The following is a 24,036-nucleotide window of genomic DNA, read 5'->3' on the forward strand; positions in this document are numbered from 1 at the left end:
TGCTTCGCATAGACAAAAACAGTTATCCACAGCCGTGCTCTATTCAGTATACACAATTTACGCGTTTGTTGCTTCCTGTTTTAGCTTCCAGTCGAGTACGAATGTACCGAACGGGATGAATGATGCGATGAATGCAATACCCGCCTTGATGATTGACCAATCGTATTTAAATTTCACGACTGCGAGCCAAAGTGCGTACATGACGAATAAGACACCGTGAAGTGCACCAACGACAGACACGGCTTGCGGAATATCTGCCATGTATTTCAATGGCATCGCAATCAACAGTAAGACTAAAAACGAGATTCCTTCTAATATCGCAATCATTCGGAATTGCCCAAGCGTAGTTCTTAACATCCCGTCACTCCTTTTTCTTGATTCCTGTTCTTAGTATACGGGATGGACGATCCTTCTGTGACCTGTGTCACAGGATTGTCAGATTTCAAGTGGTCGCAACCGTGCTTCGATGGCGGCTCGTTTTGGCTCAAGAAACGGTGGTAATGCAAGTGTCTCCCCTAACGTTTCAACCGACTCATCTGTCGCGAATCCCGGTGTATCTGTCGAAAGTTCAAATAAAATATGATTCGGTTCCCGGAAGTAAAGGGCTTGGAAATAATGACGATCAACTTTTCCAGAGTTCGGTAAGTAATAGGCATTCAGACGTTCAACCCATTTCTCATACTCGTCGCTATTCGGTACACGGAAGGCGACGTGATGCACACCACCACGACCTAGACGTTCTCGGTCGAGATCTGGACGTACCTCAATATGAACCTCTGCTCCGATACCTCCTTCTCCCGTTGCATAGACTTCAATCGGTGCAAACTCACCCGCTAACGATGGATACGTGCCGACTTTTCGGAAGCCCATGACTTCTGTCAGTACACGGACGGTCAGCGTCGGATCGTTGACCGTCAATGTGACAGCTCCAAGTCCAACGATTGCGTGCTCAGACGGAATCTCTTCTTGCGGCCACGGTACACCACCTGCGACACCCGCCTCACCATCTTCCGCGACGAGAATCAGACGTGTTCCTTCCTGATCACGAAAGGCGAGTGTTCGACGTCCTGCTCGCTCGACGATTTCATCGTGATCCACACATTTCGCTTCAAAACGTTGTTTCCAAAAATGAAGTGCAGCCGTCGTTTTGACACGAAGCGATGTCGAAGAGATACTCGATGCTCCCGGTACGCCCGTTCCAAGATGCGGAATATCGAAGAACGTTAAATCGGTTCCAGGATTCCCTTCCGCATCGCCATAAAACAAATGATACGACGTTGTATCATCCTGATTGACGGTCTTTTTGATCAAACGCATCCCGAGTACTTGCGTATAAAATTGATAATTGCGTTCTGCCATGCCTGTTAAGATCGATACATGATGAATTCCGAGTAGTTCCATCTTCGTCACCCCTGTAAAGGATTTGGTAATTGAAGTATATCGTACAAATATCTTGAATTCAAGATATTTAACAAATAAAAAACCGTCCCTCCGAAAAGGGACGATTGAATAGTTGAAATTAAAGTTTTACGACGTTAGCAGCTTGTGCTCCACGTGCGCCTTCAGTGATTTCGAACTCAACTTCTTGACCTTCGTCAAGAGTTTTGAAGCCTTCACCAGTGATTGCTGAGAAATGTACGAATACGTCTTCTCCGCCTTCAACTTCGATGAAACCGAAACCTTTTTCTGCGTTAAACCATTTTACTTTACCTGTGTTCATGGGAACAACCTCCAAAAATAAATTACTTAATACATATGCTGAGCATATGAAAAGAATTCATTATTGTCCCGAAATACATGGAGCAACGAAAAGATTGTTCGTGACACGATGTGAATCCGTAATGACAATAACAATATTAAGCTAACGTAAGTATAGAATGGATGCGCTTTAAAAGTCAAGTTGTCAGACCAATGTTTTTCCAATTGATTCCACTTCTTCTACATAACTAAAATAAAAAACAGGTTCAGTCGAAACTGAACCTGTTCTTCTGTTTTTAACGGTGGATCCAGACTGCTCCAGCAGAGTTATCTTTCGCTTCACCGATGACTTGAATCTTCAGCCCATTGTTCGGAAGCAATTTACCTGCGTCCGGAATCAACTGGTTGATGTACGATTTCGAATCATCAAACTTCGTCACACCTGGAAGACCTTTATAGTCGTAGAGTCCACGTGATGGCGAATCGATGAGCCATGCAGGTGCTTTATCGTAGCTGAACGCAGCATCTGCGATCTGGTAACGTGTGCTTCCTGTCGTGACCGGCTTACCGTTAAGTGTTCCAACGATTGCTTCAGGATGTGAGTCTACGACTCCAAGGAATCCTTCACCTGGGTGTTCGCCAACCCAGTTATCGTTGAAGCTTGAATCGCCATACCAGACGACAAGACCTGTGTTGTATTTGACGCCGCGTGCATGCTCGAGTGCTTTATCCGAGCCTGCATAGTTACGCCATTCGAGGTAGTACGCGTTATCGGCGTAAGAGAAGCCATCTGAAGCAACGAAACCATCAAGAGTGAACTTAGGAGTACCCTCTGCATCATCTTCAAAGACGACTTTACCGTCAACTGTCAACTTCGCGTTATCAAGTGCAAATCCGTCTAGTGCAAGTCCACCATCTGTCACGTATTCAAATTTCAACGTGACTTTTTTACCAGCAAATTCGCTGAGGTCATATGATTTGTCGACCCATGCTCCTTTTGTCGATTCAGCACGTTGATCGCCATCTGTATCTTGATCACCGATTTTATCGATAACTTTTGATTGACCGTCAGCAGTAGCTGTGACCGTCAAATAATCGTAATCGAATTCCACATCATAGTAAGCTTTGAAGTCGAACTTCGCTTCTTTTGCATTCGTCAAATCAAACTCTGGTGATGTCATCGACGTATGAAGATCGTCACCTTTTGTACTGTAGTAATACTTTTTACCGTAAGCCGGTGTGATACCTTTTACCGGTTTTTTCGGTAAATTGACTTTAATGATTCCTGGATTTTTTGATTTCGTAACACTTTGGTCGAGGTACGATGCCGTTCCTGCCTTAGTGAGTGAATCAAAATCAATCTGTTGGATGTTCGCCCAGTTTCCACCCATCACATTTTGGAAGAACTCTTTGTTTTGTGGCGAGAAACTTGTCGGCTCTGTTCCGGCGATGTTACCATTCCAGCTACCACCACTCATGATCGACCATGAAGCGACCGGTTCACCTTGACCTGTATACTGTGTATCGTACTCATCAGGAAGTCCTAGATCATGACCAAATTCGTGCGCGAAGACACCGACCGCGCCATCTTCTGGTTGAACTGTGTAATCATAAGCAGCCATTTTTCCGCCCCAGTAGTTGACGCTTGCTGTCGTATCCGCTACAGGATATACGCTACCAAGTGTCCAGCGGTGTGACCAGATTGCATCGTCGCCGAGCGTTCCGCCGCCTGCTTCTTGTCCTGTACCTGCGTGAATGATCATCAAGTGATCAACGAGACCATCGGGTTCATTTAAGTCGCCGTCGCCATCCATATCGTACTGGTCGAACTTATCGTAGTCTGCTAAGTTGATACCAGATTTAACAGCTGCATTCAGTGAATCCTTGACGAGACCACGTGGACCTTTTGCTCCAGGAAGGTTATCATTCCCACCTGCAGGATTATCCGAACCATAATCTTTTGCTGTTCCAGGAACAGTCAACCAATTGGACACCGTACCATCGACTGAATAACTACCACCTGATTGTTCTTCATAGAACTGTTTGAACGTTTTTACTTTGTCTCCGTTGAAGAGTTCGAACTCTTGATCACCAAACATTAAATCTTGATAATGTTTCTGGTTGAAGTCATCCGAATACATATATCCAGGCTCTTGAACGACATTATTGTGCTTGAAGTCGCTGTACTCGACGAGAAGGACGAGGACTTTATCCGTCCGTGTCGCACCGTTATAGGCTGCCTGTTTTGCTTTATCAACTTTGACGAAGCCGTTCGGATTGCCTTTTTTGTAGTTGTCGTGTTTTTTCTTCAATTGTTTAGCAAGTTGTTCCTTTTGTTTTGTTAAGAAGTCTTTTGTTTTCTTATCAAACGCTGCTTCTTTACTTGATTCATGATCGTGATCATGATCGACGGCCGGTTTTCCGTTCGCCTTTTTATCTAGATACTTTTGAACGGCTTTTTGTTTTGCTTCTGCTGAAGCTGCTTTTGAGATGACCCCACGTTTTTCAAGCACTTTTGCTAATCGATCCTGATCGACCGTGTTCAAGTCCATCGGTGCACCAGGTGCTACTTTTTCTGCTGCTTGTACCGATGTTACCTGCCCACCAGGTAAGACCGGACCAACAGCAAATGCAGCTGCCGTAATTCCAGATAGAACGGCTAGGCTAAGCTGTTTCTTTTTTCCCACGTGAATTGACCCCCTATGTAGTAGTGAAAAGCATGTGATTACTATACTTTTCTGAATATTCAAATCATAGATTATTTTATTTCGTTAATCAATTGCTTTTAAGACAATTAGTGCTTTGTAACCATACCTATTTTTAGGTAGTAATTTTAAATGATTTTCAAAGGATTCTTTCACCTCTTTTTCAAAAAAATACGCTTCTCTCATTTTAGAAAACGGTACGCTGAAGGCACTCTGATTACCATAAGGAGGATCCAATGAGCCCTTTACAACATTTTGAACGTCATTTACTTAGAAACTACCTGATTGGTTCATTCGTCGCTGTCTTCGGCGTCGGTTGCCTATTTATTTTCGAGACGCTTACCTTCACCGGAATAGAACAATTGATTTTAATCGGTATCATGGCTACGTCCGTCAGCCTGATGTTTTCACTGGAATACATGCTCTACTCCCGACATGTCGCTTCCTTACGCCGCTTTTTCAAAAACGATATTTCTTCTCTCGTCTCGTTTCAAGAGGCCTATCAAACGACACATCGTTTTCCGGTATTGACTGTAAAGCGCATCATGGGACCACACTTTTTAGGTCTTTCCGTTCCCGCTTCACTTCTGACAGCCCTGGCGATCTCTCAAGGGTGGTTACAGATGCCTTACTATTTAATTGGTCTTGCTTGTTTTGGTGCGGTCCTCGTCGCCATCCTTCATGCTTTGATTGAGTTTTTTCTTACTTATCGTGTTACCGAACGTATGCTACTCACTTTAGAAAACTATGCATTTGAACATGGATTTGATTTTCCTAAAAAAACGACGGTCGTCACACTAAAGCAAAAAATGCTGATCAGTACACTGATCATCGGTGTTTTTCCCGTCATGCTGTTCGTTCTCGCCTCAGCTGTCCAGTTAACGGAAAATGAGAGCCTTCGCTCTTACTGGAGTTGGGCGACACTCATTTTAATCGTCATCTTATCCGTTGCGACGTTTTGTAGTCTTCTTCTCTATGAAAATATTCGCAAACCGATCGCCACCCTGCAACAAGGGATTCAAGATGTCGAAAGTAATCGACTCGTCTCGTTACCGAATCCGTATTCGGACGAGTTCTCCCACCTCGTTTCTGGTTTCAACTTGATGATGGAAGGTATCAAAAAGCGTGATGCGGAAAACGAACAGTTACTCGATAGTTTGTTCACCTTGTTTGCTGCGACACTAGATGCCCGTGATCCTTACACAGCCGGTCATTCCGTTCGTGTCGCTGCCTATTCAGTCGAAATCGCTACCGCTGCCAATCTACCGACTGAACAAATCGAACTGTTACGTAAATCCGCGCTGTTACATGACATCGGAAAAATTGGGATTCGAGACGATGTATTATTGAAAGAAGGACGTCTCACAGACGAAGAATTTCATGCCATTCAGCAACATCCGGTTATCGGTGTGCACATTCTATCGCAAGTTCAGCTTCCAAAGACGTTACAACCGATTCTTCCTGGGGTAAAGTACCATCACGAACGTTACGACGGAAAGGGGTATCCGGAAGGTCTTATAGGAGAGGACATTCCACTCTTCGGTCGAATCATGGCGATTGCTGACGCCTATGATGCGATGACATCCGACCGTCCTTATCGTAAGGGAATGTCCGCAGAAAAAGCCTTATCGATTTTAGAAGAAGGTATGGGTACACAATGGGACGCCACCTTTACGCGTCTATTTCTAGATTTGAAGCGTTCGCCCGTCGAGGACGTGTCATAAGAAGGAAGGGAGTTTCTGATGCATCCAAAAATCGTTGAACGCCATGAATTTTATTTTGTTGGACTTGGACTGACGTGTGAAGAGAACGAGTTGCATACTTTGATGCCAGAACTCTGGCGTGAATTTTCAAGACGTTCGCATGAGATCCCTGCAAAGCTGGACAGCTATCCGCTCGATATCTCGCTTGAACGACATGGAACCAAATATTCGCAATGTGTCGGGTATCCCGTCTCGTCGCTCGAGCAGATTCCTAAAGGTATGAAAGGGCATCGGATTCCTGCTGCGCGTTATGTCTTCTGGAAGCACGAAGGACCGGATATCGAAATTTGGAAATCGTTCGAGAAAATTCAACGCTTTGCTTCAAAACAAGGAATTGAACTCGATCCACATGACTTTAAAATTGATGAGACACGAGATGACGTCCACCATCTCTACCAACGGATTCGCTGAACCATTCTCTTGAATGGTTCTTTTTTGTGTTTAAATATCTTTCACACTTAATAATTCAGTCCAGGTACTACGGACTATATTCAGAAAATTCTATTTAATTCGAATGACTTATTCTCGCTTTCCTGATTCTTTGGCATAGTTAGACTCAACCCAAACAAGGAGGCGATTTATTTTGAAAAAGTTTCTCGCTACATCGCTTGTCGCAAGTGTACTTGTCGTTCCTACGGTCGTAGGTGCTGAAGGTCTTCAGTCTGGTAAGCTCACAAAAGCTTCGTCAGAACCAGCTGCAACGATTGTTAAAGATTTCGTGAACAAAAAAGGTGACTTTGCTGTTCAGAACGTCGAAAAAGACGGATCTTCACAGATCGTACGTCTCCAACAAGAAGTGGATGGCGTCCCTGTCTTTGGTAGTGTCGTCGTCGGGAACGTCGCGAAAGACGGTACTTTGAAAGCAGTCGTAAACGATGCGATCAACGTCAAAGGAAAACCAGGTCTCGCGAAAAAAGCAACGCTCTCTGAAAAGAAAGCCATCAAACTTTATCAAAAAGCAATCAAGGCTTCTGAATTCGAAGTCGCTCCAAAAGCAGAACTCGTCATCTATCCAGTAAAAGATGATGCTGTCTATGCATACAAAGTCACATCGACGGTCCTCGCTGGCAAAGAGCCATCACGTTGGACATACTTCATCGATGCAAACTCTGGTAAAGTACTTAACAAGTTCAACCAACTCGCTCACGCAACAGGTACGACAGTACTTGGCACAAGCGCAACATTCAACACGACGTTGAGTGCTGGGAAATACTATCTTCAAGATACGACGCGCGGAAAAGGTGTTTACACTTATGACGCGAAAAACCGGACATCACTCCCTGGAACACTCTGGGCAGATGCAGATAACGTCTTCAACGCGACATATGACCGCGCTGCTGTCAGTGCACACGTCAACGCTTCAAAAACATATGATTTCTATAAGAACACATACGGCCGTAACAGCTTTGATAATGCCGGTGCGCGCCTGAACTCAACGGTTCACTATTCAACGAACTACAACAATGCATTCTGGGATGGAACGAAGATGGTCTATGGTGACGGAGATGGCACGACATTCGTCGCACTCTCAGGCGCACTTGACGTCGTCGCTCACGAATTGACACACGCTGTCACGGAATACACAGCTGGTCTCGTTTACCAAAACGAATCAGGTGCAATCAACGAAGCAGTCTCAGATATCATGGGTACAGTAGCTGAATACACAGTCGGATCGAACTTCGACTGGCTCGTAGGAGAAGACATCTATACACCAGGAGTCAGCGGTGACGCACTCCGTTCGATGTCGAACCCAGCTGCTTACGGTGATCCTGATCACTACTCAAAACGCTACACAGGAACACAAGATAACGGTGGTGTCCATATCAACTCTGGTATCATCAACAAAGCTGCTTACCTCCTCGGTAACGGTGGAACGTTCTACAACGTATCTGTCACAGGAATCGGTGTACCGAAACTCGGTGCGATCTACTACCGTGCCCTTAACGTGTACTTGACTCCGAACTCGAACTTCAGCTCACTCCGTGCAGCAGTCGTTCAATCGGCGAAAGACCTTTACGGTTCAACAAGTGCAGAAGCAACAGCTGCAGCGAAATCATTTGATGCTGTAGGCGTCTACTAAGAAAATCTCCTCCCAAAGGATTTTCATACTTCCTCCCGAGTGTCGGACTCGGGAGGTTTTTTGTGCAAAAAAGACGAATTCGCTTCAAGCGAATCCGTCTTTCCTTCATTCTTGACCAGGATCACGAGCAAGACGCAGACGCATCTTTCCGTTATCCGGGAACACTTTTAATTGTAAGGATTCTCCCTCGTACCATGTTCCGTAGCTCGTATCGACGACGGGTTCACCAAGTGTCGATAATCCACCAGTCGAAGCATTCGTCCAGTCGATCGCTTCAATGATTCCGTCTGAAACGACGAGCAGATATCCGGAATTTGAGAAGTAATACGTATTGACGGCATCTTGCTGTGTATTCCCGACAGCACCGTATTTCGCTTCGAATTCAGCAATCGGTTTTCCGAGATACTGCTCCGGCTTGTCGATCGGTTGGTTGGCGACAGCTTGTGAGAGTGCTGAAAGGACAGCTTTATCTGACGTCCCTTGTGGCGCTTCCAAACGAACATCACTTTCCGGTAAGTACCCTTCAATGCTGTCATTGAGCTTGAGATGAACCATGCCATCTTTTGCATCTAATACCTCATAAACATCACCTAAATCCGCTTTGTAGATGACACTACTACGACTTGCATCGCTGTAGACATTCGCGAACGGACGCGTCACCCAAGCCGCTTGCGCATACTCTGCTGCTTTCTTCTTTGTTTTCTTCTTTTCTGTTTTCGCTTCTTTTTTATCTTTCGACGCTGCTGTTTCTTTTTTCGACTCATCGTTTTTCGTTGCTTGATCCGTCGTTTTCGGCTTTTCAAGCGTGGATGTCGCTTGAGAAGCGTCGTTATTCGTCAACATATACAACCAACCACCGACGATGAATACCGTCGCTAGAATACCGCCGAAAGCAATCCCTCGACGATTACGTTTCTGTTTCCGTCTTTCTTGACGAGACTGTCGTTCTTGTTCTTGTTGGTGTTCACTCATGTATGGTTCCTCCTGAAAAGTCGACACAGTTTTTCCCCACTATACCACCAATGTTTACTCGAAATATTTAAATTTCGATGACAGTTCGACCACGATGACGAGAAGTCAGCAAGGCTTCTGCGATTTCTGGTAAATCGTTCAGTGTTTTGACGTCGACTTCTGGCGCAAGGTCGACTTGCCACTCGTTCGCTAAACGTTGCCATAACGCCTCTCGATACGCAATCGGTGTTTGGACCGCATCGATTCCAATCAATCGAACGCCACGCAGGATGAAGGGATAGACGGTCAACGTCATCTCTGCCCCACCGACGTTTCCACATGTCGTCACAACACCACCATATTGTACGAAGCGAATGACGGATGCGAGTAATGGACCACCTACCGTATCAATCACACCGGCATAAAGTCCCTTCTTTAGAGGACGATCGGTTTCTTCTAGGAACGTAGTGCGGTCTAGTACCTCAGCCACACCTTTTTCAAGCAATCGGTCTTGTTCGGTTCGTTTACCGGTTACTGCATGTACCGTGTACCCCAAGCGAATCAGTAAAGCAATCGCAATCGTTCCGACGCCACCCGTCGCTCCCGTTACAAGAATTGGTCCTGCATCTTTTGAAACGATCCGTGACAACTCATCGACCGATTGTGCCGCCGTCAATCCTGCTGTACCGTGTCGCATCGCTTCTAACGGACGAATGGATTCCGGGAGTGGCGTCACCCACTCGGCTGGCACACGTATGTATTCTTGAAACCCTCCAGAGGTGTTCATTCCGAAATCAAAACCATTGACGACGACAGCTTGACCCGTTTGAAAACGCTCATCTGTCGTCTGCTCGATGTATCCTGCTGCATCAACGCCTGGTGTATGCGGATAGGATTTCGTCACTCCTCGATTACCCGACATCGATAAAGCATCCTTATAGTTGACGCATGAGTACGTGACACGAATCAGGACGTCTCCCTCCGGTAAATCATCGACATGTTTTGTCTCGATTGTTCCCTCATACGATCCGTCTACTTCTCGTACGACGAATGCTGAAAAAGTGTGTTCCATGATTTCTCTCCTTTCTCTTGTGCTTCTCTATACCCTGTTGTTTCCATCGACACACTAAAAATCCCTACCCTTTCCGAGGAAAAGGCAGGGCATGAGGATACGAAAAACATTTAATTTCTTTAGGTGTCAGTCGAACTGATGGACGAAGGCTCTGAATTCTCTCTGGATCGTTTGCTTGTCCATCTCCGATATCGTAGTAGTTCGGTCTGTGTAGCGCTCTAAGAGGTAGGCTCTTGTTAGGATATGTGAAGGTTGGAATCCGATCCGCAGGCACCATTCCTGAAGTGTTTCTGTATCATGTCGCCGTGAGCGGGTCGGGAGTATGTGATTGAACTGGATGAGTTGTTTGCGAATCCAGGCATCTGGTAGCTCGACCGGATTCTCAGTTAAAACAAAGTCGTTGGCTAAAGGCTGTAACGGGATGTCAGCTCGTATCGATTCCTCGTCCTGTTTCTTGGTCTTTCGACGTTTCCCCCAAACGATATAGCCTATTATGACTAGAGGTAAAACAAGCAGGCTCATCAGTAACATCGATGAGGACGATCCCCCTTTTTCGTTCGTACCTCGCTCGGCGTTTTTAATTCCTACAGTGATGACCTTATTCTTTTTCTTTTTCGGTTTGAGGTCTTTCTGCTTCTTCGGCTTTTGATTCGTGTCCCAAACACGTAGATCTTCATCATTCTTCATCTGCTTTTTAGGCCACCACGAAAGAAACGGAATATGTAACAGCTTACCGTTTCTATTGCAGTTCGGTTTACACGATCCATTCGTTTCGATCGTAGACATTTGAACCGCTTTTGGCTTCAATGCTTGAATAGCCTCTTCCGTCAGCGGCTTACTGATCCCTAAGATCAGCAAAATCAGTCCGATACCAATTACAAGTCGTTTGCGAAGTGACATCAGAAGACCCCCCTTAAAATCCATTATAATCCATTTAAAATTTTTTTGTGTATTTTTATGGATGTCGTGAAACGAGGAATGATTGTCCAAAGAGAGGGGAAAAGGTAGACAGACCTATTCAGAGAGGGGAACCATTTCATGTTAAAACTCGATCACACGCATGATCCGTATCAAAATGCGGCGTTGATTCAGGAATACGTTGAAACGTCAACCAATGAACAAGCTGTTCGACAAGCGGAACAACTGCTACACGATAGTGCATTCGTCGCACCAAGACGTGATCCTAATCTTAGTCGGACACTTCGTTCGATAATTTCACCGTTATTTTTGACGAATCGTGATAAATATATTCTACCGCTGACACCGGCCTTCGTGACGCCACGCGATGAGATTCGTCCAAGTTGGTTCGGTCGGCTCAATCATGAGTTCGAACGCTTGATTAGCGAAGTCGAAATCGTTGATGTCACTGGCTTTGGCGCAGTCGGTGATGGACAAACAGACGATACCCAAGCGTTCATCGACGCACTCGGCGATGGACATCGACAAGTCCATGTCCCAGCCGGTACGTACATCGTTCGAGGGATTCGCTTACCTAGTTACACGATCTTAACGGGAGCCGGCAAAGGGAAGACGATTTTAAAGATGCATGATGAGGCACCGAAAGGCCGTCGTCTCGTGACGAACCAAAATTATCTCCTCGGCAATCATCACCTGCTCGTCGAGAAAATGACGCTTGACTGGAATATCAAACGAATCGGTGACGCGAAGAAAAGTAGTACATGGGGGAATCACTCCAGCTGCCTCACCTACGCACATGTCACCTATGGCTGGGTCTTTGATGTCGAAGCCATCAACCCAGGACTTCACTGTTTTGATATCTCGACACCGTATTACAATTACAACGGGGACGGTGCTCGAGCGAACTTAAGTAGTTCATTCATCTGGTTCGACGGATTGACCGGTTCTGGATTTGGAGACGACGGGATTACGACGCATCATAGTGATCACCTCTTCATTTCGAACTGCTTCATGCATGATCCAAGTGGACGTGCTCATGCAGAAGGGTTCTCGAATTCAAATGGTATTGAAATTGATGATGGGTCGCGTGACGTCTGGTTATTCAATAACGCAACAAGCCGTTGCTTCGGCGGACTGGAAATCAAGGCACATGCGACCTCTTCTGCTGCTTCGACCGTTAAAATCGTCGGTCATCTATCGATTGATGATCATCGTGCTTTTAACTTCCGTCACATCGGACATCATCAAGCAAGCGATCCGACGTCTCAGACGGCTTACAATATCATTGCAACACGCTTGATCGCTCAGACACCTCAATATACGGAGTTATACGCAAATTCAAAACCGCGTGCACTCGTCGTTTCGGCGTATCGAAATGTCGTCATTCATGATTTTACGGTACTTGGTGATCCGTACTACGACTACCAAGAACAACCAATGATCGGAATTCAATATAAAGCCCGAAACGTCACGATCAGTCAGTTGAAAATGAGCGGATTCCGACAAGCCAAAACGGATATCCAAATTTTTGGCGGAGAAAACGGTGCCGAGGATGTGCGCCTTCGTGATATTCGAATCGAGGATTCTGCCAAACATGGGATTACGATTGGTCCTGATATCACTCGCGTCAAGTTGACGAACGTGGCACTAAAAGGAGACGGGACAGTTGGCTTGAATGCCAAATCGGAACCGGAGATGGAACGCTTCATCGCGACCGGATTTAAAGTGCCGATTCGCGCCAAGTCGACGCAAGCATAAATAAAATGACAGGATGGACCGCAGTCCATCCTGTCATTTTCATTGTGATCGGATATAGGCAAGAACACGTGTATCAATCGAACGATCTGCTTGTTCACGCATCTCGAAATTTTCCGTATGCAGATACGTCCGGAACGCGTCTGCAAAATCACCGCGATAACCAAGAGCTAATAATTTATCCATCAACTCTGACTCAAGCGCATCATCAATTGGCTTGATTTCTTCTGGTTTACTCGGTTGTAGATAGAGCGTATGCAGTTGATAGATGCGTTCGAGTTCTTCAATTGGACTCGGATGATCGTCAACACGTAAGTCAATATAGCGGTCGTTGAAGCCGCCGTATCCGCCACCTTCCTTGACGACGAGCAGTGCTGCTGATTGCATTCCGCGTGAATCACCACCTGCTGCTTGACCAGCTGCTAACGAACGCAATAACCGTTCTGCTAGCGGACCTTGCGTCGATTCAAAGACGCGTGCCATCTCTTTGACCGTATTGCCGTCTACGAGGATATTACCTTGCGCTGCAAAATGTTTTCCGGCGATACCACCTGCCCAGTCATTACATCCTTCTCCCGTGAATGTCGCACTCTTTCCAGTAGCATCGATGATCCCGACTTGACGATCTGCTCGCCCTTCGTCTGCTTCCGTCAATCGACGTAATACTTCATCCGCTGAAGCACCTTGTTCGATCATCCGTAACCCTTCTGGACCATACGTCGTGTTTGCAAACGATTGTGTCGCGACAGCACCTACTCCCGCCTTCGCAAACGGCACAGCACTCCCGACCGCTAAAAATTTCGACTGAACGGCAACACCCCACGCTTGTTCTTTTTCACAATAACCGACGATTGAATATGTCACTTCAGTTCCCCCTTTAGTCATTCTCTATCCGTTCGTGATAACGCTTCCCGATTCCTGCAACGAAAAAACCTTCCGGACGTCTGTCCGGAAGGCCAACTTCATTGAATACCAAGCGTTACGGCAAGTAATAGGGCAGCGCATGCTAAGGCAATCCAAATCGCGAAAAGCTTCCAGACGAAACGAAGCCATTTTTCATAAGGAATTCCTGCAATCGCGAGAAACGCCATTAAATGCGCACTCGTCGGAAAAATCATATTCGTCAGTCCATCTCCATATTGAAACGCTAAGACAGCCACTTGACGCTCAATCCCTAATAAATCCGACAATGGTGCCATGATCGGCATCGTCGTCGCCGCTTGTCCACTCCCAGATGGAATGAAGAAGTTCGTAATTAGCTGTACAGCGTACATCCCGATGACGGCGAAGAACGTCGGCAAGTGTCCTACGGCATTCGATAAGCCGTAAATGACCGTATCAATGACACGTCCTTCTTCGAGAATGACGACGATCGCACGAGCAAATCCAACGATCAATGCACCGAACGTTACCGCTTTTGCACCGTCAATCAAACTCTCAAATGTCCCGTTCACACCTAGTGTGACGATTCCTGCTACCATCCCGATGATGAGGAAGGATGCTGTCAGTTCTGTCAAATACCAACCCCACTCGAAAATTCCGATGACATTGAGTGTGATACCACCGATTAGAACGAGTAAGACGAAGGCATGACGTTTCGAAAAGCTTGAAATCGTCGTCGCTGCTTCTTCCGTACGACTTTGTTCAAGATCATGAACTAAACTGCGCGTTGGATCATGTTTGACTTTCCTTGCGTAATTCATGACATAAAGAATCGTTACGATTAAAAAGACGACATAGACAGCGGTTCGATAACCGAGACCGCTAAAGAGTGGAACTTCAGCAATCGATTGAGCAACACCTACCGTAAATGGATTCAACATCCCGCCGGCAAAACCAACGGCCGCTCCTAAACTGACGATCGCGGCTCCTGTCATCGCGTCATAACCGAGCGCCCGCGCGAGCATGATCCCAATCGGTACGAAGATGATCGTTTCTTCTGCCATACCGATCGTCGCCCCGGCAATTGAGAAAACGAACATTGTCATCGGAATCATGATGTGTCCTTTTTGACCAAACCGGCGTATCAATTGATTGATCCCTGCTTCAATGGCACCTGTTTGACGAATGATTCCAAAGACACCACCGACTAAGAAAATATAAAAGATGATTGCAGCGCCTGCTTCCATTCCTTGCGGGATTGCTTCGAATAAACCAAAGAGATTGACCGGTGCAGATTCTACCGCGCGATACGTACCATCGATGACGACAGTCTGTCCGTCTTGCTTTTCACGATCAAATTGTCCTGCGGGGAGCGTATACGTCAAGATGACTGAGATGATGAGAATTGCCATGATGATGGCATATGTATGAGGCATCTTGAAGAATGATCGCTTCGACCCTGGTGCATTCGTTCGTTCATTCATGATAAAAGCCTCCTTTTTGTGTCTTTATCAGAATAATGCCCTAATCAGGGAGAAACTAACATTTTTGATGAAATGTCATAGGATTGTAAAAGAAAAGTGGAATGCTTCTAGCTTAAAGTCTCGTTAAAAATGGATGTTCTGAACGATCATATCGTGTGAAACAAAAAAGGAAGATACTCTAGGTCACGAACCCAGAATACCTTCCTTATATGTTACGTCAATCTTTTATGATTATGCTTGGAACGATTGAACGTCTAACGGTTTAGCAAGAGCCGTTTGAGCAAATGCAACGAATTGTCCGAAATGAGCACTTGTGTTGTGTGCTTCGATTGCAGCTTGATCTTCCCATTTTTCAATCATCATGAAGACATTTTCGTCTTCTGTGCTTTGGAACAAGTCATAGCTGATGTTACCTGCTTCAGCACGTGATCCTGCCACTAGTGTTTTAGTTGCTTCTAAAAATTCTTCTCGTTTTGCGGGTTGTACTTCTAATTTTGCTTCGATGGCGATCATCGGAAAGCCTCCTTTGTAATTTCGTTAACTTAAGCATCTTAGCACCTCCGAATTCGTTACGCCATAAAGATGCTCGGACGATTGATGATATTTAATTACGGGTAATTACAGAGGTAATTATTACTTTGTGCCACATCAAAGAAAGGAGCAACGAAGATGCGCGTTGAGGTATTTTATTTTGAGGATGACGGGCACATTCCGAACAACCCGACATTCCCCGTGTTGATTTATCGGCATGCGTTTGAAGAAACCTCACGGATCGAACAGACTTTCCATGCACATGACTGGCGTAACAACTGGGTGGATGGCATTTTTGACTTTCATCACTATCATAGTATCGCGCATGAAGTAATCGGTATTCTCGAAGGACATGCGACCGTCCAACTCGGCGGTCCGCTCGGTAAGACGTTCACTTTAACGAGCGGAGATGTTCTCTTACTTCCTGCAGGTACGGGACACAAAGCACTTGATACGAGTCGACACTTTCGGGTGATCGGTGCCTATCCCGATGGTCAAGATTACGACACGCTGACAGGTCAAACAAGTGAACGCCCGGAAAATCTTCAACGTATTCGTCAGGTGATGCGTCCAAATCAAGATCCTGTATTCGGCAATCATGGTCCTGTGTTTGAACATTGGTGACGCCCCCTTCACTTGAAGAAGACGTTTTTGTTCACAGTTGGCGTGGTAAACCCTACTATTGTCTCTCTACTTAAAGGAGGAAAATCAATGAACGAAACAGAAAAGACGCTGATACTTGCTGCATTGAAGCAAAAAACGGTGACGTTTCCCGATCAGACGCACGTTCGGGCACTCGGACAAGGTACATGGCGGATGGGGGAAGAGTTGGAGAAGCATGAGGCTGAAATCGAAGCACTCCGTGTCGGACTCGACAGTGGGATGGAACTCATCGATACGGCAGAGATGTATGGGGAAGGTGCTTCTGAGGAATTGATTCGTGACGCGATCGCAGATCGACGCGAAGAAGTCTTCCTCGTCTCGAAAGTCTACCCTCATCACGCCGGTGGAGAAGCGTTAAAGAAGGCTTGTTCCGAAACGCTCGAACGTCTCGGTACCGACTATCTTGATCTTTATCTCCTGCACTGGCGAGGTGACATTCCACTGAAGGAAACCGTTGAAGGACTGGAAGCCTTAAAACAAGAGGGCAAGATTCGCCGTTGGGGTGTATCGAACTTTGACGTATCAGACATGAAAGAACTGTTGGCACTGCCAAACGGTGACCAGTGTGCTGTCAATCAGGTACTCTATCACCTCGGATCACGTGGAATCGAGTATGAACTGCTACCGTTACTACGCGAACATGGTATTCCAGTAATGGCGTATTGCCCACTAGCTGAAGGTGGTTCGTTGCGCGATCAACTCTTGAATCATTCAACCGTCGAGGAACTTGCTGAGACGCATGGTGTTGAACCAGCACAGATCCTACTCGCATGGGTCATCCGTGAAGGAGACATCATTGCAATCCCTAAAGCAGGACAAGCTCATCATGTCGAAGCGAATGGTCGCGCTGCACTCTTGAATTTAACAGAGGAAGAACTCAACGCACTCGATCAAGCGTTCCCAGCACCTACACAAAAAGAACCACTCGATATCGTTTAAGGAGGTCATTTTCATGACAAAACATGTTCAACTCGGTCAATCTAATCTATTCGTTCATCCAATCGGTCTCGGTACGAATGCCGTCGGTGGACACAACTTATATCCGAATCTCGACGAGCAAGCTGGACGTGATCTCGTCCGTGTCGCCTTAAAACAAGGGATCAACTTCCTCGACACGGCATTCATCTATGGACCAGAACGTTCGGAGGAACTCGTCGGTGAGGTCTGGAGCGACGCGGTCGCTCGAGAAGACGTCATCCTCGCGACGAAAGGTGCACATCAGTTCGTTGACGGGAATGTCGTTATGAACAACTCACCTGACTTTCTCCGTCAATCGGTCGAAGAAAGTTTAAAACGTCTTCAGACAGACTATATCGATTTGTATTATATTCATTTTCCAGATGAATCGACACCAAAGGACAAAGCCGTTGCTGCACTCGCTGAACTGAAAGAAGAAGGAAAGATCCGCGCGATCGGTGTCTCGAATTTTTCACTTGAACAACTGAAGGAAGCGAACAAAGATGGACATGTCGATGTCTACCAAGGAGAGTACAATTTATTCAAACGAGACGCGGAAAAAGAACTTTTACCGTACATCGTTGAAAATGGTATGTCGTTCGTCCCTTACTTCCCACTCGCCGCTGGATTATTGGCAGGGAAATATACAAAAGAGACGACGTTTGATGATTTACGAAAAAACGATCCGTTATTCCAAAAAGATGTCTTCGAACAAAACCTCGCAAAAGTTGATCAACTTCGCCCGATCGCAGAAGCACACAATGCGGAAGTCGCACACATCGTACTTGCTTGGTATTTGGCGCAGGACGGTATCGATGCGATCATTCCGGGTGCGAAACGACCAGACCAAGTGACGGATACGTTGCGTACGTTAGATGTTCAGTTGTCGCAAAACGATATCAAAAAAATTGATCAGATTTTTAGCTAACGTGCTGCTTCCTACGCAGATGAGCAGAAAAGGCGAAAAATCATGCTGAACTTCGTATGATGGAGGCATGGAGGCGATTGATCATGAAGCACCACTTTCATTTAACCGCAGACTGGCCGGGTAATCGAAACGACGTCGGTCAGATCGAGACGGGTGAGTTAAAAACAAAAATTTCAATTCCGGACGCCATGGATGGTCCGGGTGTCGGTACGAATCCAGACGAGATGTTACTCGGGGCTGCTGCTACGTGTTATATCATCACGCTTGCCGCGATGCTTGAGCGTAGTAACATTCCAAAAGTCTCGTTAACGATGGAATCTGAAGGGATCGTCGATGTCACGAACGGTGTCTTTACGTACGATGCGATCATTCATCGTCCTACTCTCTTATTACCAGCCGATTTGTCGGATCGTGATTTGGAGAAGGCGCAACGTCTCGCTGAAAAAGCGGAAGGTTCGTGTATGATTACGCGGGCACTAGCTGGTAATGTCAAAGTATCGCTTGAGGCTGTTGTGGAGCGAATCTCAAATTAACAAAAAAAAATCATCGTTTAACTTTTTAGTTAAACGATGATTTTTTTACTTTATTTATCTATTTATTGGTATATTATTGATGATTTACTCATTATGAATACCATTTACTATCATTCGGGGGATAACCATGTCTTATTATGAAACACTACGTTCTTCAACTGAAACTAACTCACAATCCGATACAACAAGTGTCTCTGTACCAGCACATGATTACACAACAGAATTACTCACACATCTCAATCAAGTACTATATCAATCTTTAGACTATTTACAAAAACAAGATAAACCTGATCAAATGGTTGAAACGGTCAATGAATGGCTCCTATATTTAAATCAACCTCCGATCGACTCGCCGCTTCATCGTGAACTCACTACTAGCACAACTCATGCTTTACCTACACAATATAAAAATTCTTTGCGTGCTTGGGAACTCATTGCTCCTGGCCAACTTGAACAAGAACAGTTATTGCATCATATCAATCAAGAATTATGGACAGCATCTGCTGCTGATTGGATGGTGAGTTTTACACGACATTCTGGAATCCAGACGCTTGTCCCAGCCTTAAAAGAAGCAGAAGCTCAAAACAAACCAATCCGCATTTTGACTTCATTTTATATGAATATTACAGAAGCGAAGGCTATCCGACAGTTGATGGAATTCAGCAATATCGAAGTGAAAATTTATGAACCGATTAAAAAAAATCATGCCTTCCATCCGAAAGCATATTTATTTTCCCGTCCTGATCAGTTGGATAGTGCTATTGTTGGCTCCTCTAATTTATCAAAATCAGCTTTAACACATGGTATGGAATGGAATATTCGTATACCTTCTACACCTGTTACAACATTAGTCACTCAAGCGAAAAGCTTGTTTGAACAGCTTTGGAACAGCCAAGAAGCGACTATATGTACAGAAGAATTATTACTTCAATACGAACAGTACCAACAAGAAACACCACCTATAAAATCATTTTCTATCCGCGATACAATTGCCGAACCCTCTGTCGATTACACCGTTATTGAACCAAACCTCATGCAGATTCCGGCTTTAGAAGAACTGGATCGTTTGCGCGAGCGAAAAGAAACAAAAGCAATGGTCATTGCGGCAACAGGAACAGGGAAAACGTACTTAGCAGCATTTGATGTACGTCAAGCCCAGGCTAAAAAAGTATTATTTGTTGCACATCGTGGAAAGTTACTATCACAAGCTGAGCATACATTTAGACAAGTTTTTTCAAATGAGAGTTATACATTTGGTAGATATTCAGGATCACAACAAATTCAAGATGCACAATTTACCTTTGCTACCGTTCAAACACTTTCAAAAGAGGTTCATCTTAATCAATTTTTACAGGATACGTTTGACTACATCATTATTGATGAATTCCATCACGCTTCATCTGCTTCTTACCAAAGCATTCTTAACTATTTTACACCTCAATTTTTACTTGGTGTAACGGCAACACCAGAACGAATGGATGGTCAAAATATCTTTCAGCTTGTTGACTATAATGTTGCTTACGAAGTACGTCTGTATGATGCCTTAGCACAAGATTTACTTTCACCATTCCATTATTTTGGGATTCAAGATGATGAATCGATTGATTATTCTCTTATTCCTCAACAAAATGGCTTTTATGTAGAACAAGATCTTGTTGTTGCACTCGAACGCTCAACACGAACAGATTATATTGTTGAAATGATTCGTAAATTTGGGTTCAGTGGTAATCAAGCTGTTGGATTAGGATTCTGCGTCAATATCAATCATGCAGAGTTTATGGAGCAAGAATTTAAACGACATCAGATTGAAGCAATGGCTGTTACAAGTAAACAGTCCGAAGATGAACGCGAAGAGGCCATTCGCCGACTAGAGGACGATCAAGATCCACTGCAATATATTTTTACAGTTGACTTGTTTAACGAAGGAGTCGATATTCCAAAAGTCAATCTAATGCTATTTTTACGTCCAACGGAGTCTCCTACTATTTTTATTCAACAATTGGGGAGAGGCTTACGTAAACATAGCTCAAAAGAATTTGTTACGATTTTAGATTTTATCGGAAATAGTCAAAAGGCTTTTGTTGCACCACTTGTGTTGTCTGGTCAACAATCGTTTCATTCTATTGATCGTTATAAAATTGCTACTGCTGTAAAACAGCATTTTCCGATTTTACCGGAAGGATCTTTAGCCATTCTAGATTCAATTACAGAAAGATTTATTATTGAACAAATGAAAAAAATAGAGTTTTCAGCTAGCAAACAGCTCCGTGAAAGTTATCAAAGACTGACACGCATGATCGGAAATCCTCCGAGTTTAAATGATTTAGTTACGCATAAAGACGCACCAGCTATTGAAAGTATTGTTCAACAATGGAGAAGTACATTACGTCTTAAACAACTTGAAAAACATGCTACCGATGAAGAACTACGTTTATTGCTCGATGACACTACACGCAAAATTGTTGAACAGCTCGAAGGACTATTTCCAATTCGTGAGCCCTTCAGCTTACTGATTTTAAAACATTTACTGCATCATCCTTCTGCTTCAGTACAAGATATTGAACAAGAAGTTTTCAAAGAATTCGCCTTATCACCGAATCACTCTTTTTCAAAGCGACCAATTATTCATCATCTTTTTAAACGCTGGTCTACTGCGTTTAAAAATGATCGTATTCAATTGCTAGATGCTGTATCAGAAGAGCGCTATCGCTTTTCAAATACAGTCGTCCAAGCACTTCAACAATCAACTGAATTACGTTCATATATGATGCATTTTATCCAAGCAGGTCTACTTGCATTTCATCAACTACCAGATCGAATCAATTGGTTGATCGAAGATCAGGCGTTTCTATTACATCAAACATACAATCGTTCTGTTATCCAACGTCTTCTCTGTTCACCAAGTCAGGAAGGTTCTTGGCGTGAAGGCGTAGCTCAAGCTGGTGACGACTACATTTTATTCGTGAATTTACACAAAGATGAAACCATTGATGAGCAACTAAAATATAACGATTATTTCTTAGATCAATATCGTTTCCATTGGCAGTCTCAAAGTAATGCAACTGCTACAGGTAAAGCGGGTACTTTATATCAAAACCATGAGAGCGAAGGAATTCGTATTCATTTGTTTATGCGTAAAGCAGATAAAGAACAAGGAAAAACGATGCCGTTCACATACTTTGGCCAGTTAAAGCATCTTCAAAGTACAGGTTCTAAACCGATTAGTGTGACTTGGTCACTTCATTATCCACTATCAATTGAATTGTTTAAGGAGTGGCAAACTCTTTCTTAATGTACTCAACTGCAGGAATATCGGCAGGAGCCCATTCAAGCTGATCAAGGTCTGAAACAGACACCCAGCGAAGCTCTGCATGTTCTATGGCAATGGGCTCGCCTGTTACAATTTCAGCTTCAAATGTATGTAATGTGACAATAATTGCGTCGTACTCGTAAGTCGTTTTTTCGATTGATTGTTTGACCTTAATATTACATTTTAATTCTTCATTGATCTCGCGCACTAAAGACTGTGAAGGCGTTTCATGTAGCTCAATTTTCCCACCTGGAAACTCCCATAAGTTTGGTAATGACATTTTGCTACTACGAAGTGCACATAATATTTCGTTAAGGTCGTTTCGAATAACGGCTCCCACAACTTGAACATGTTTTTTCATTTTTCTCACTCCAAGTCAGTATAGATTTTATGATCTCTACTTATCATAACAAAAACCGTTACTCCTTTTACTCACACAAAGAATAACGGTTTTATTTATATCCAGTTATCCACATGTGGATAACCCCATTTATGGTATACTTATGGCACTTATCCACAAGTAGAAATGAGGAAACTAACATGTCCCGTGAACTCTATCCGATTGTCGTTAAACCAGAATGGATTGAATCGATTCGAAGTGGTTATCCCGCATTACGCAAGGAAATGTTCGAATCTTTGCAGCACGTTAAAGATGCAGGCGGACTGCTCCATCTGATGACAGAACATAAAGAATACCTCGCGACCGGCTATTTTGGCAAGCAGGAAAAAGGTGTCGGTTGGACTCTCTCTATGGACGAGCAAGAAGCGATTGATGCCGCCTTCTTCAAACAACTATTCGAAAAAGCGTTAGATAAACGCAACGAATTTTTTGAAGACTATTCGGAAGCCTTCCGTATCTTTAACGGCGCCGGAGACGGTATTGGTGGTTTGACGATTGACTGTTATGATCATCATTACCTCATCACATTCGAAAATGAGGGGATTTATACATTCCGTCCACTAATACTTGAGGCTCTTGAATCACTACTAAATTATAGAAGTATTTATGAAAAACGAGATTTCCTCGTCGATCTTCAACCTGTTAAAGGCGACGACTTTTTAAAAGGGGAACGAGGCGATTTCCCTGAAGTCGCACAAGAGTACGGTGTCCTCTATGAATATGACTTAGATGCTGGTATGCGGACTGGTTTTGATATTGCACAACGCGAACTTCGCCGGATTCTTCTCGATTCTGTCGAACGAAAAACCGTACTTAATCTCTTTTCTGATACAGGAGCTCTAACGGTAGCTGCGCTTTATGGTGAAGCTGCTCGAACAACGAGTGTTGATTTCTCGACACGCAGTCGAAATAAAACAACAGATAATCTTGCGTTGAACAGTTTTATTCCGGAAAAACAGACAATCTTAGTCCAAGATGCGTTTGACTATATCGAACAAGCAGATAAAAAGACTCGTTTTGATGTCGTCTTGTTCCATCCACCGGTACAAGTCAATACACGGACGCGTCAGTTTCGGACAGAGCAGGATCTTGCCCTTTGGATCCAAAAAGTCATTCATTTAACGAATCGTGGAGGACTCCTTGCGATTACGACAGATAGTCCTGCTCTTGATGCGGCACAATTGAAAAAAGCTGTGGAGCAAGCTTTTAATAAATTGCGCCAAAAATTCGAAGTCGTCTGGGAGCAACCGGAGCAAAAAGATTTCCCAACTCCTTCTTCTATGCCACAACTAGCCCTAAAAAGTATTCTCGTTCGACGAAAATGACACATTATCTAAAAAATCCGCTACTGAAACATTCAGTAACGGATTTTTTATGTTTTTAACAGGAAATGTAAAATGAATGAA

At 44.4% G+C, this 24,036-nt stretch carries 21 protein-coding genes; 10 read left to right on the forward strand and 11 right to left on the reverse strand.

The genetic code is table 11. The annotated features are described in order from the left end of the window. Positions 1 to 57 precede the first annotated feature (57 nt). From K6T22_RS15920 to K6T22_RS15935, 4 genes are all read right to left on the reverse strand, one after another. Positions 58 to 357 carry a DUF3817 domain-containing protein gene (locus tag K6T22_RS15920; protein WP_050677188.1) on the reverse strand — a complete coding sequence of 100 codons (300 nt, stop codon included), beginning with the start codon at positions 355 to 357 and terminating at the stop codon, positions 58 to 60. Between the two features lie 78 nt (positions 358 to 435). Then, the gene (locus tag K6T22_RS15925) at positions 436 to 1,401 is read right to left on the reverse strand and encodes a ring-cleaving dioxygenase (RefSeq protein ID WP_238238223.1); all 966 of its coding nucleotides are present in this window, start codon (positions 1,399 to 1,401) and stop codon (positions 436 to 438) included. Between the two features lie 118 nt (positions 1,402 to 1,519). Beyond that, positions 1,520 to 1,720, reverse strand: a complete 201-nt coding sequence (locus K6T22_RS15930) for a cold-shock protein (RefSeq protein ID WP_023469752.1) — start codon at positions 1,718 to 1,720, stop codon at positions 1,520 to 1,522. 274 nt (positions 1,721 to 1,994) lie between these two features. Further along, on the reverse strand, positions 1,995 to 4,385 hold the full coding sequence (locus K6T22_RS15935; RefSeq protein ID WP_238238224.1) for an immune inhibitor A domain-containing protein: 2,391 nt from the start codon (positions 4,383 to 4,385) through the stop codon (positions 1,995 to 1,997). Between the two features lie 254 nt (positions 4,386 to 4,639). Here K6T22_RS15935 and K6T22_RS15940 point away from each other — a divergent pair, with 254 nt between their 5' ends. The 3 genes from K6T22_RS15940 (at position 4,640) to K6T22_RS15950 (ending at position 8,246) form a co-directional block, all read left to right on the forward strand. After that, entirely contained in the window at positions 4,640 to 6,127 is a 1,488-nt protein-coding gene (locus K6T22_RS15940; protein WP_238238225.1) for an HD domain-containing phosphohydrolase, read from the forward strand. Between the two features lie 18 nt (positions 6,128 to 6,145). Further along, positions 6,146 to 6,577, forward strand: a complete 432-nt coding sequence (locus K6T22_RS15945; RefSeq protein ID WP_238238226.1) for a GyrI-like domain-containing protein — start codon at positions 6,146 to 6,148, stop codon at positions 6,575 to 6,577. A gap of 172 nt (positions 6,578 to 6,749) precedes the next feature. Beyond that, positions 6,750 to 8,246, forward strand: a complete 1,497-nt coding sequence (locus tag K6T22_RS15950) for a M4 family metallopeptidase (RefSeq protein ID WP_238238227.1) — start codon at positions 6,750 to 6,752, stop codon at positions 8,244 to 8,246. Between the two features lie 105 nt (positions 8,247 to 8,351). On the opposite strand, the gene K6T22_RS15955 is transcribed toward K6T22_RS15950, so the two are convergent. From K6T22_RS15955 to K6T22_RS15965, 3 genes are all read right to left on the reverse strand, one after another. Continuing rightward, positions 8,352 to 9,218, reverse strand: a complete 867-nt coding sequence (locus K6T22_RS15955; protein WP_238238228.1) for an SH3 domain-containing protein — start codon at positions 9,216 to 9,218, stop codon at positions 8,352 to 8,354. A 67-nt stretch (positions 9,219 to 9,285) separates the two neighbouring features. Then, on the reverse strand, positions 9,286 to 10,269 hold the full coding sequence (locus K6T22_RS15960; RefSeq protein WP_238238229.1) for a YhdH/YhfP family quinone oxidoreductase: 984 nt from the start codon (positions 10,267 to 10,269) through the stop codon (positions 9,286 to 9,288). A 126-nt stretch (positions 10,270 to 10,395) separates the two neighbouring features. Next, on the reverse strand, positions 10,396 to 11,169 hold the full coding sequence (locus tag K6T22_RS15965) for a hypothetical protein (protein ID WP_238238230.1): 774 nt from the start codon (positions 11,167 to 11,169) through the stop codon (positions 10,396 to 10,398). 138 nt (positions 11,170 to 11,307) lie between these two features. On the opposite strand from K6T22_RS15965, the gene K6T22_RS15970 reads away from it, so the two are divergent. Continuing rightward, a complete protein-coding gene (locus K6T22_RS15970; protein ID WP_238238231.1) occupies positions 11,308 to 12,945 on the forward strand; it encodes a glycosyl hydrolase family 28-related protein in 1,638 nt (545 codons plus the stop codon). A gap of 39 nt (positions 12,946 to 12,984) precedes the next feature. Here the strand turns inward: K6T22_RS15970 and K6T22_RS15975 are convergent, their stop codons facing one another. From K6T22_RS15975 to K6T22_RS15985, 3 genes are all read right to left on the reverse strand, one after another. After that, entirely contained in the window at positions 12,985 to 13,806 is an 822-nt protein-coding gene (locus tag K6T22_RS15975; protein WP_238238233.1) for a DUF1028 domain-containing protein, read from the reverse strand. 98 nt (positions 13,807 to 13,904) lie between these two features. After that, positions 13,905 to 15,308: a YfcC family protein gene (locus K6T22_RS15980; protein ID WP_238238234.1), complete on the reverse strand. Its 1,404-nt coding sequence runs from the start codon at positions 15,306 to 15,308 to the stop codon at positions 13,905 to 13,907. Between the two features lie 231 nt (positions 15,309 to 15,539). Beyond that, on the reverse strand, positions 15,540 to 15,821 hold the full coding sequence (locus K6T22_RS15985; RefSeq protein WP_029342949.1) for a putative quinol monooxygenase: 282 nt from the start codon (positions 15,819 to 15,821) through the stop codon (positions 15,540 to 15,542). Between the two features lie 156 nt (positions 15,822 to 15,977). Between K6T22_RS15985 and K6T22_RS15990 the strand changes: the two genes are divergently transcribed. From K6T22_RS15990 to K6T22_RS16010, 5 genes are all read left to right on the forward strand, one after another. Further along, entirely contained in the window at positions 15,978 to 16,463 is a 486-nt protein-coding gene (locus tag K6T22_RS15990; protein ID WP_238238236.1) for a cupin domain-containing protein, read from the forward strand. 87 nt (positions 16,464 to 16,550) lie between these two features. Next, complete coding sequence (locus K6T22_RS15995) at positions 16,551 to 17,441, forward strand: aldo/keto reductase (protein ID WP_238238237.1); 891 nt, start codon at positions 16,551 to 16,553, stop codon at positions 17,439 to 17,441. 13 nt (positions 17,442 to 17,454) lie between these two features. Beyond that, a complete protein-coding gene (locus K6T22_RS16000) occupies positions 17,455 to 18,387 on the forward strand; it encodes an aldo/keto reductase (protein ID WP_238238238.1) in 933 nt (310 codons plus the stop codon). Between the two features lie 80 nt (positions 18,388 to 18,467). Beyond that, a complete protein-coding gene (locus tag K6T22_RS16005) occupies positions 18,468 to 18,920 on the forward strand; it encodes an OsmC family protein (RefSeq protein WP_238240140.1) in 453 nt (150 codons plus the stop codon). A gap of 127 nt (positions 18,921 to 19,047) precedes the next feature. Then, positions 19,048 to 22,212, forward strand: a complete 3,165-nt coding sequence (locus K6T22_RS16010) for a DEAD/DEAH box helicase (protein WP_238238239.1) — start codon at positions 19,048 to 19,050, stop codon at positions 22,210 to 22,212. On the opposite strand, the gene mutT is transcribed toward K6T22_RS16010, so the two are convergent. Then, entirely contained in the window at positions 22,187 to 22,591 is a 405-nt protein-coding gene (mutT, locus tag K6T22_RS16015) for an 8-oxo-dGTP diphosphatase MutT (protein ID WP_238238240.1), read from the reverse strand. The two genes, K6T22_RS16010 and mutT, sit on opposite strands and share 26 nt — an antisense overlap. A 179-nt stretch (positions 22,592 to 22,770) precedes the next feature. Here mutT and K6T22_RS16020 point away from each other — a divergent pair, with 179 nt between their 5' ends. Beyond that, positions 22,771 to 23,955 (forward strand): class I SAM-dependent rRNA methyltransferase, encoded by a 1,185-nt coding sequence (locus K6T22_RS16020; protein ID WP_238238241.1) that lies wholly within the window; start codon positions 22,771 to 22,773, stop codon positions 23,953 to 23,955. Positions 23,956 to 24,036: the final 81 nt, after the last annotated feature.

The sequence above is a fragment of the Exiguobacterium acetylicum genome (genome assembly GCF_022170825.1).
GTDB classification, from domain to species: Bacteria; Bacillota; Bacilli; order Exiguobacteriales; family Exiguobacteriaceae; genus Exiguobacterium_A; species Exiguobacterium_A acetylicum_B.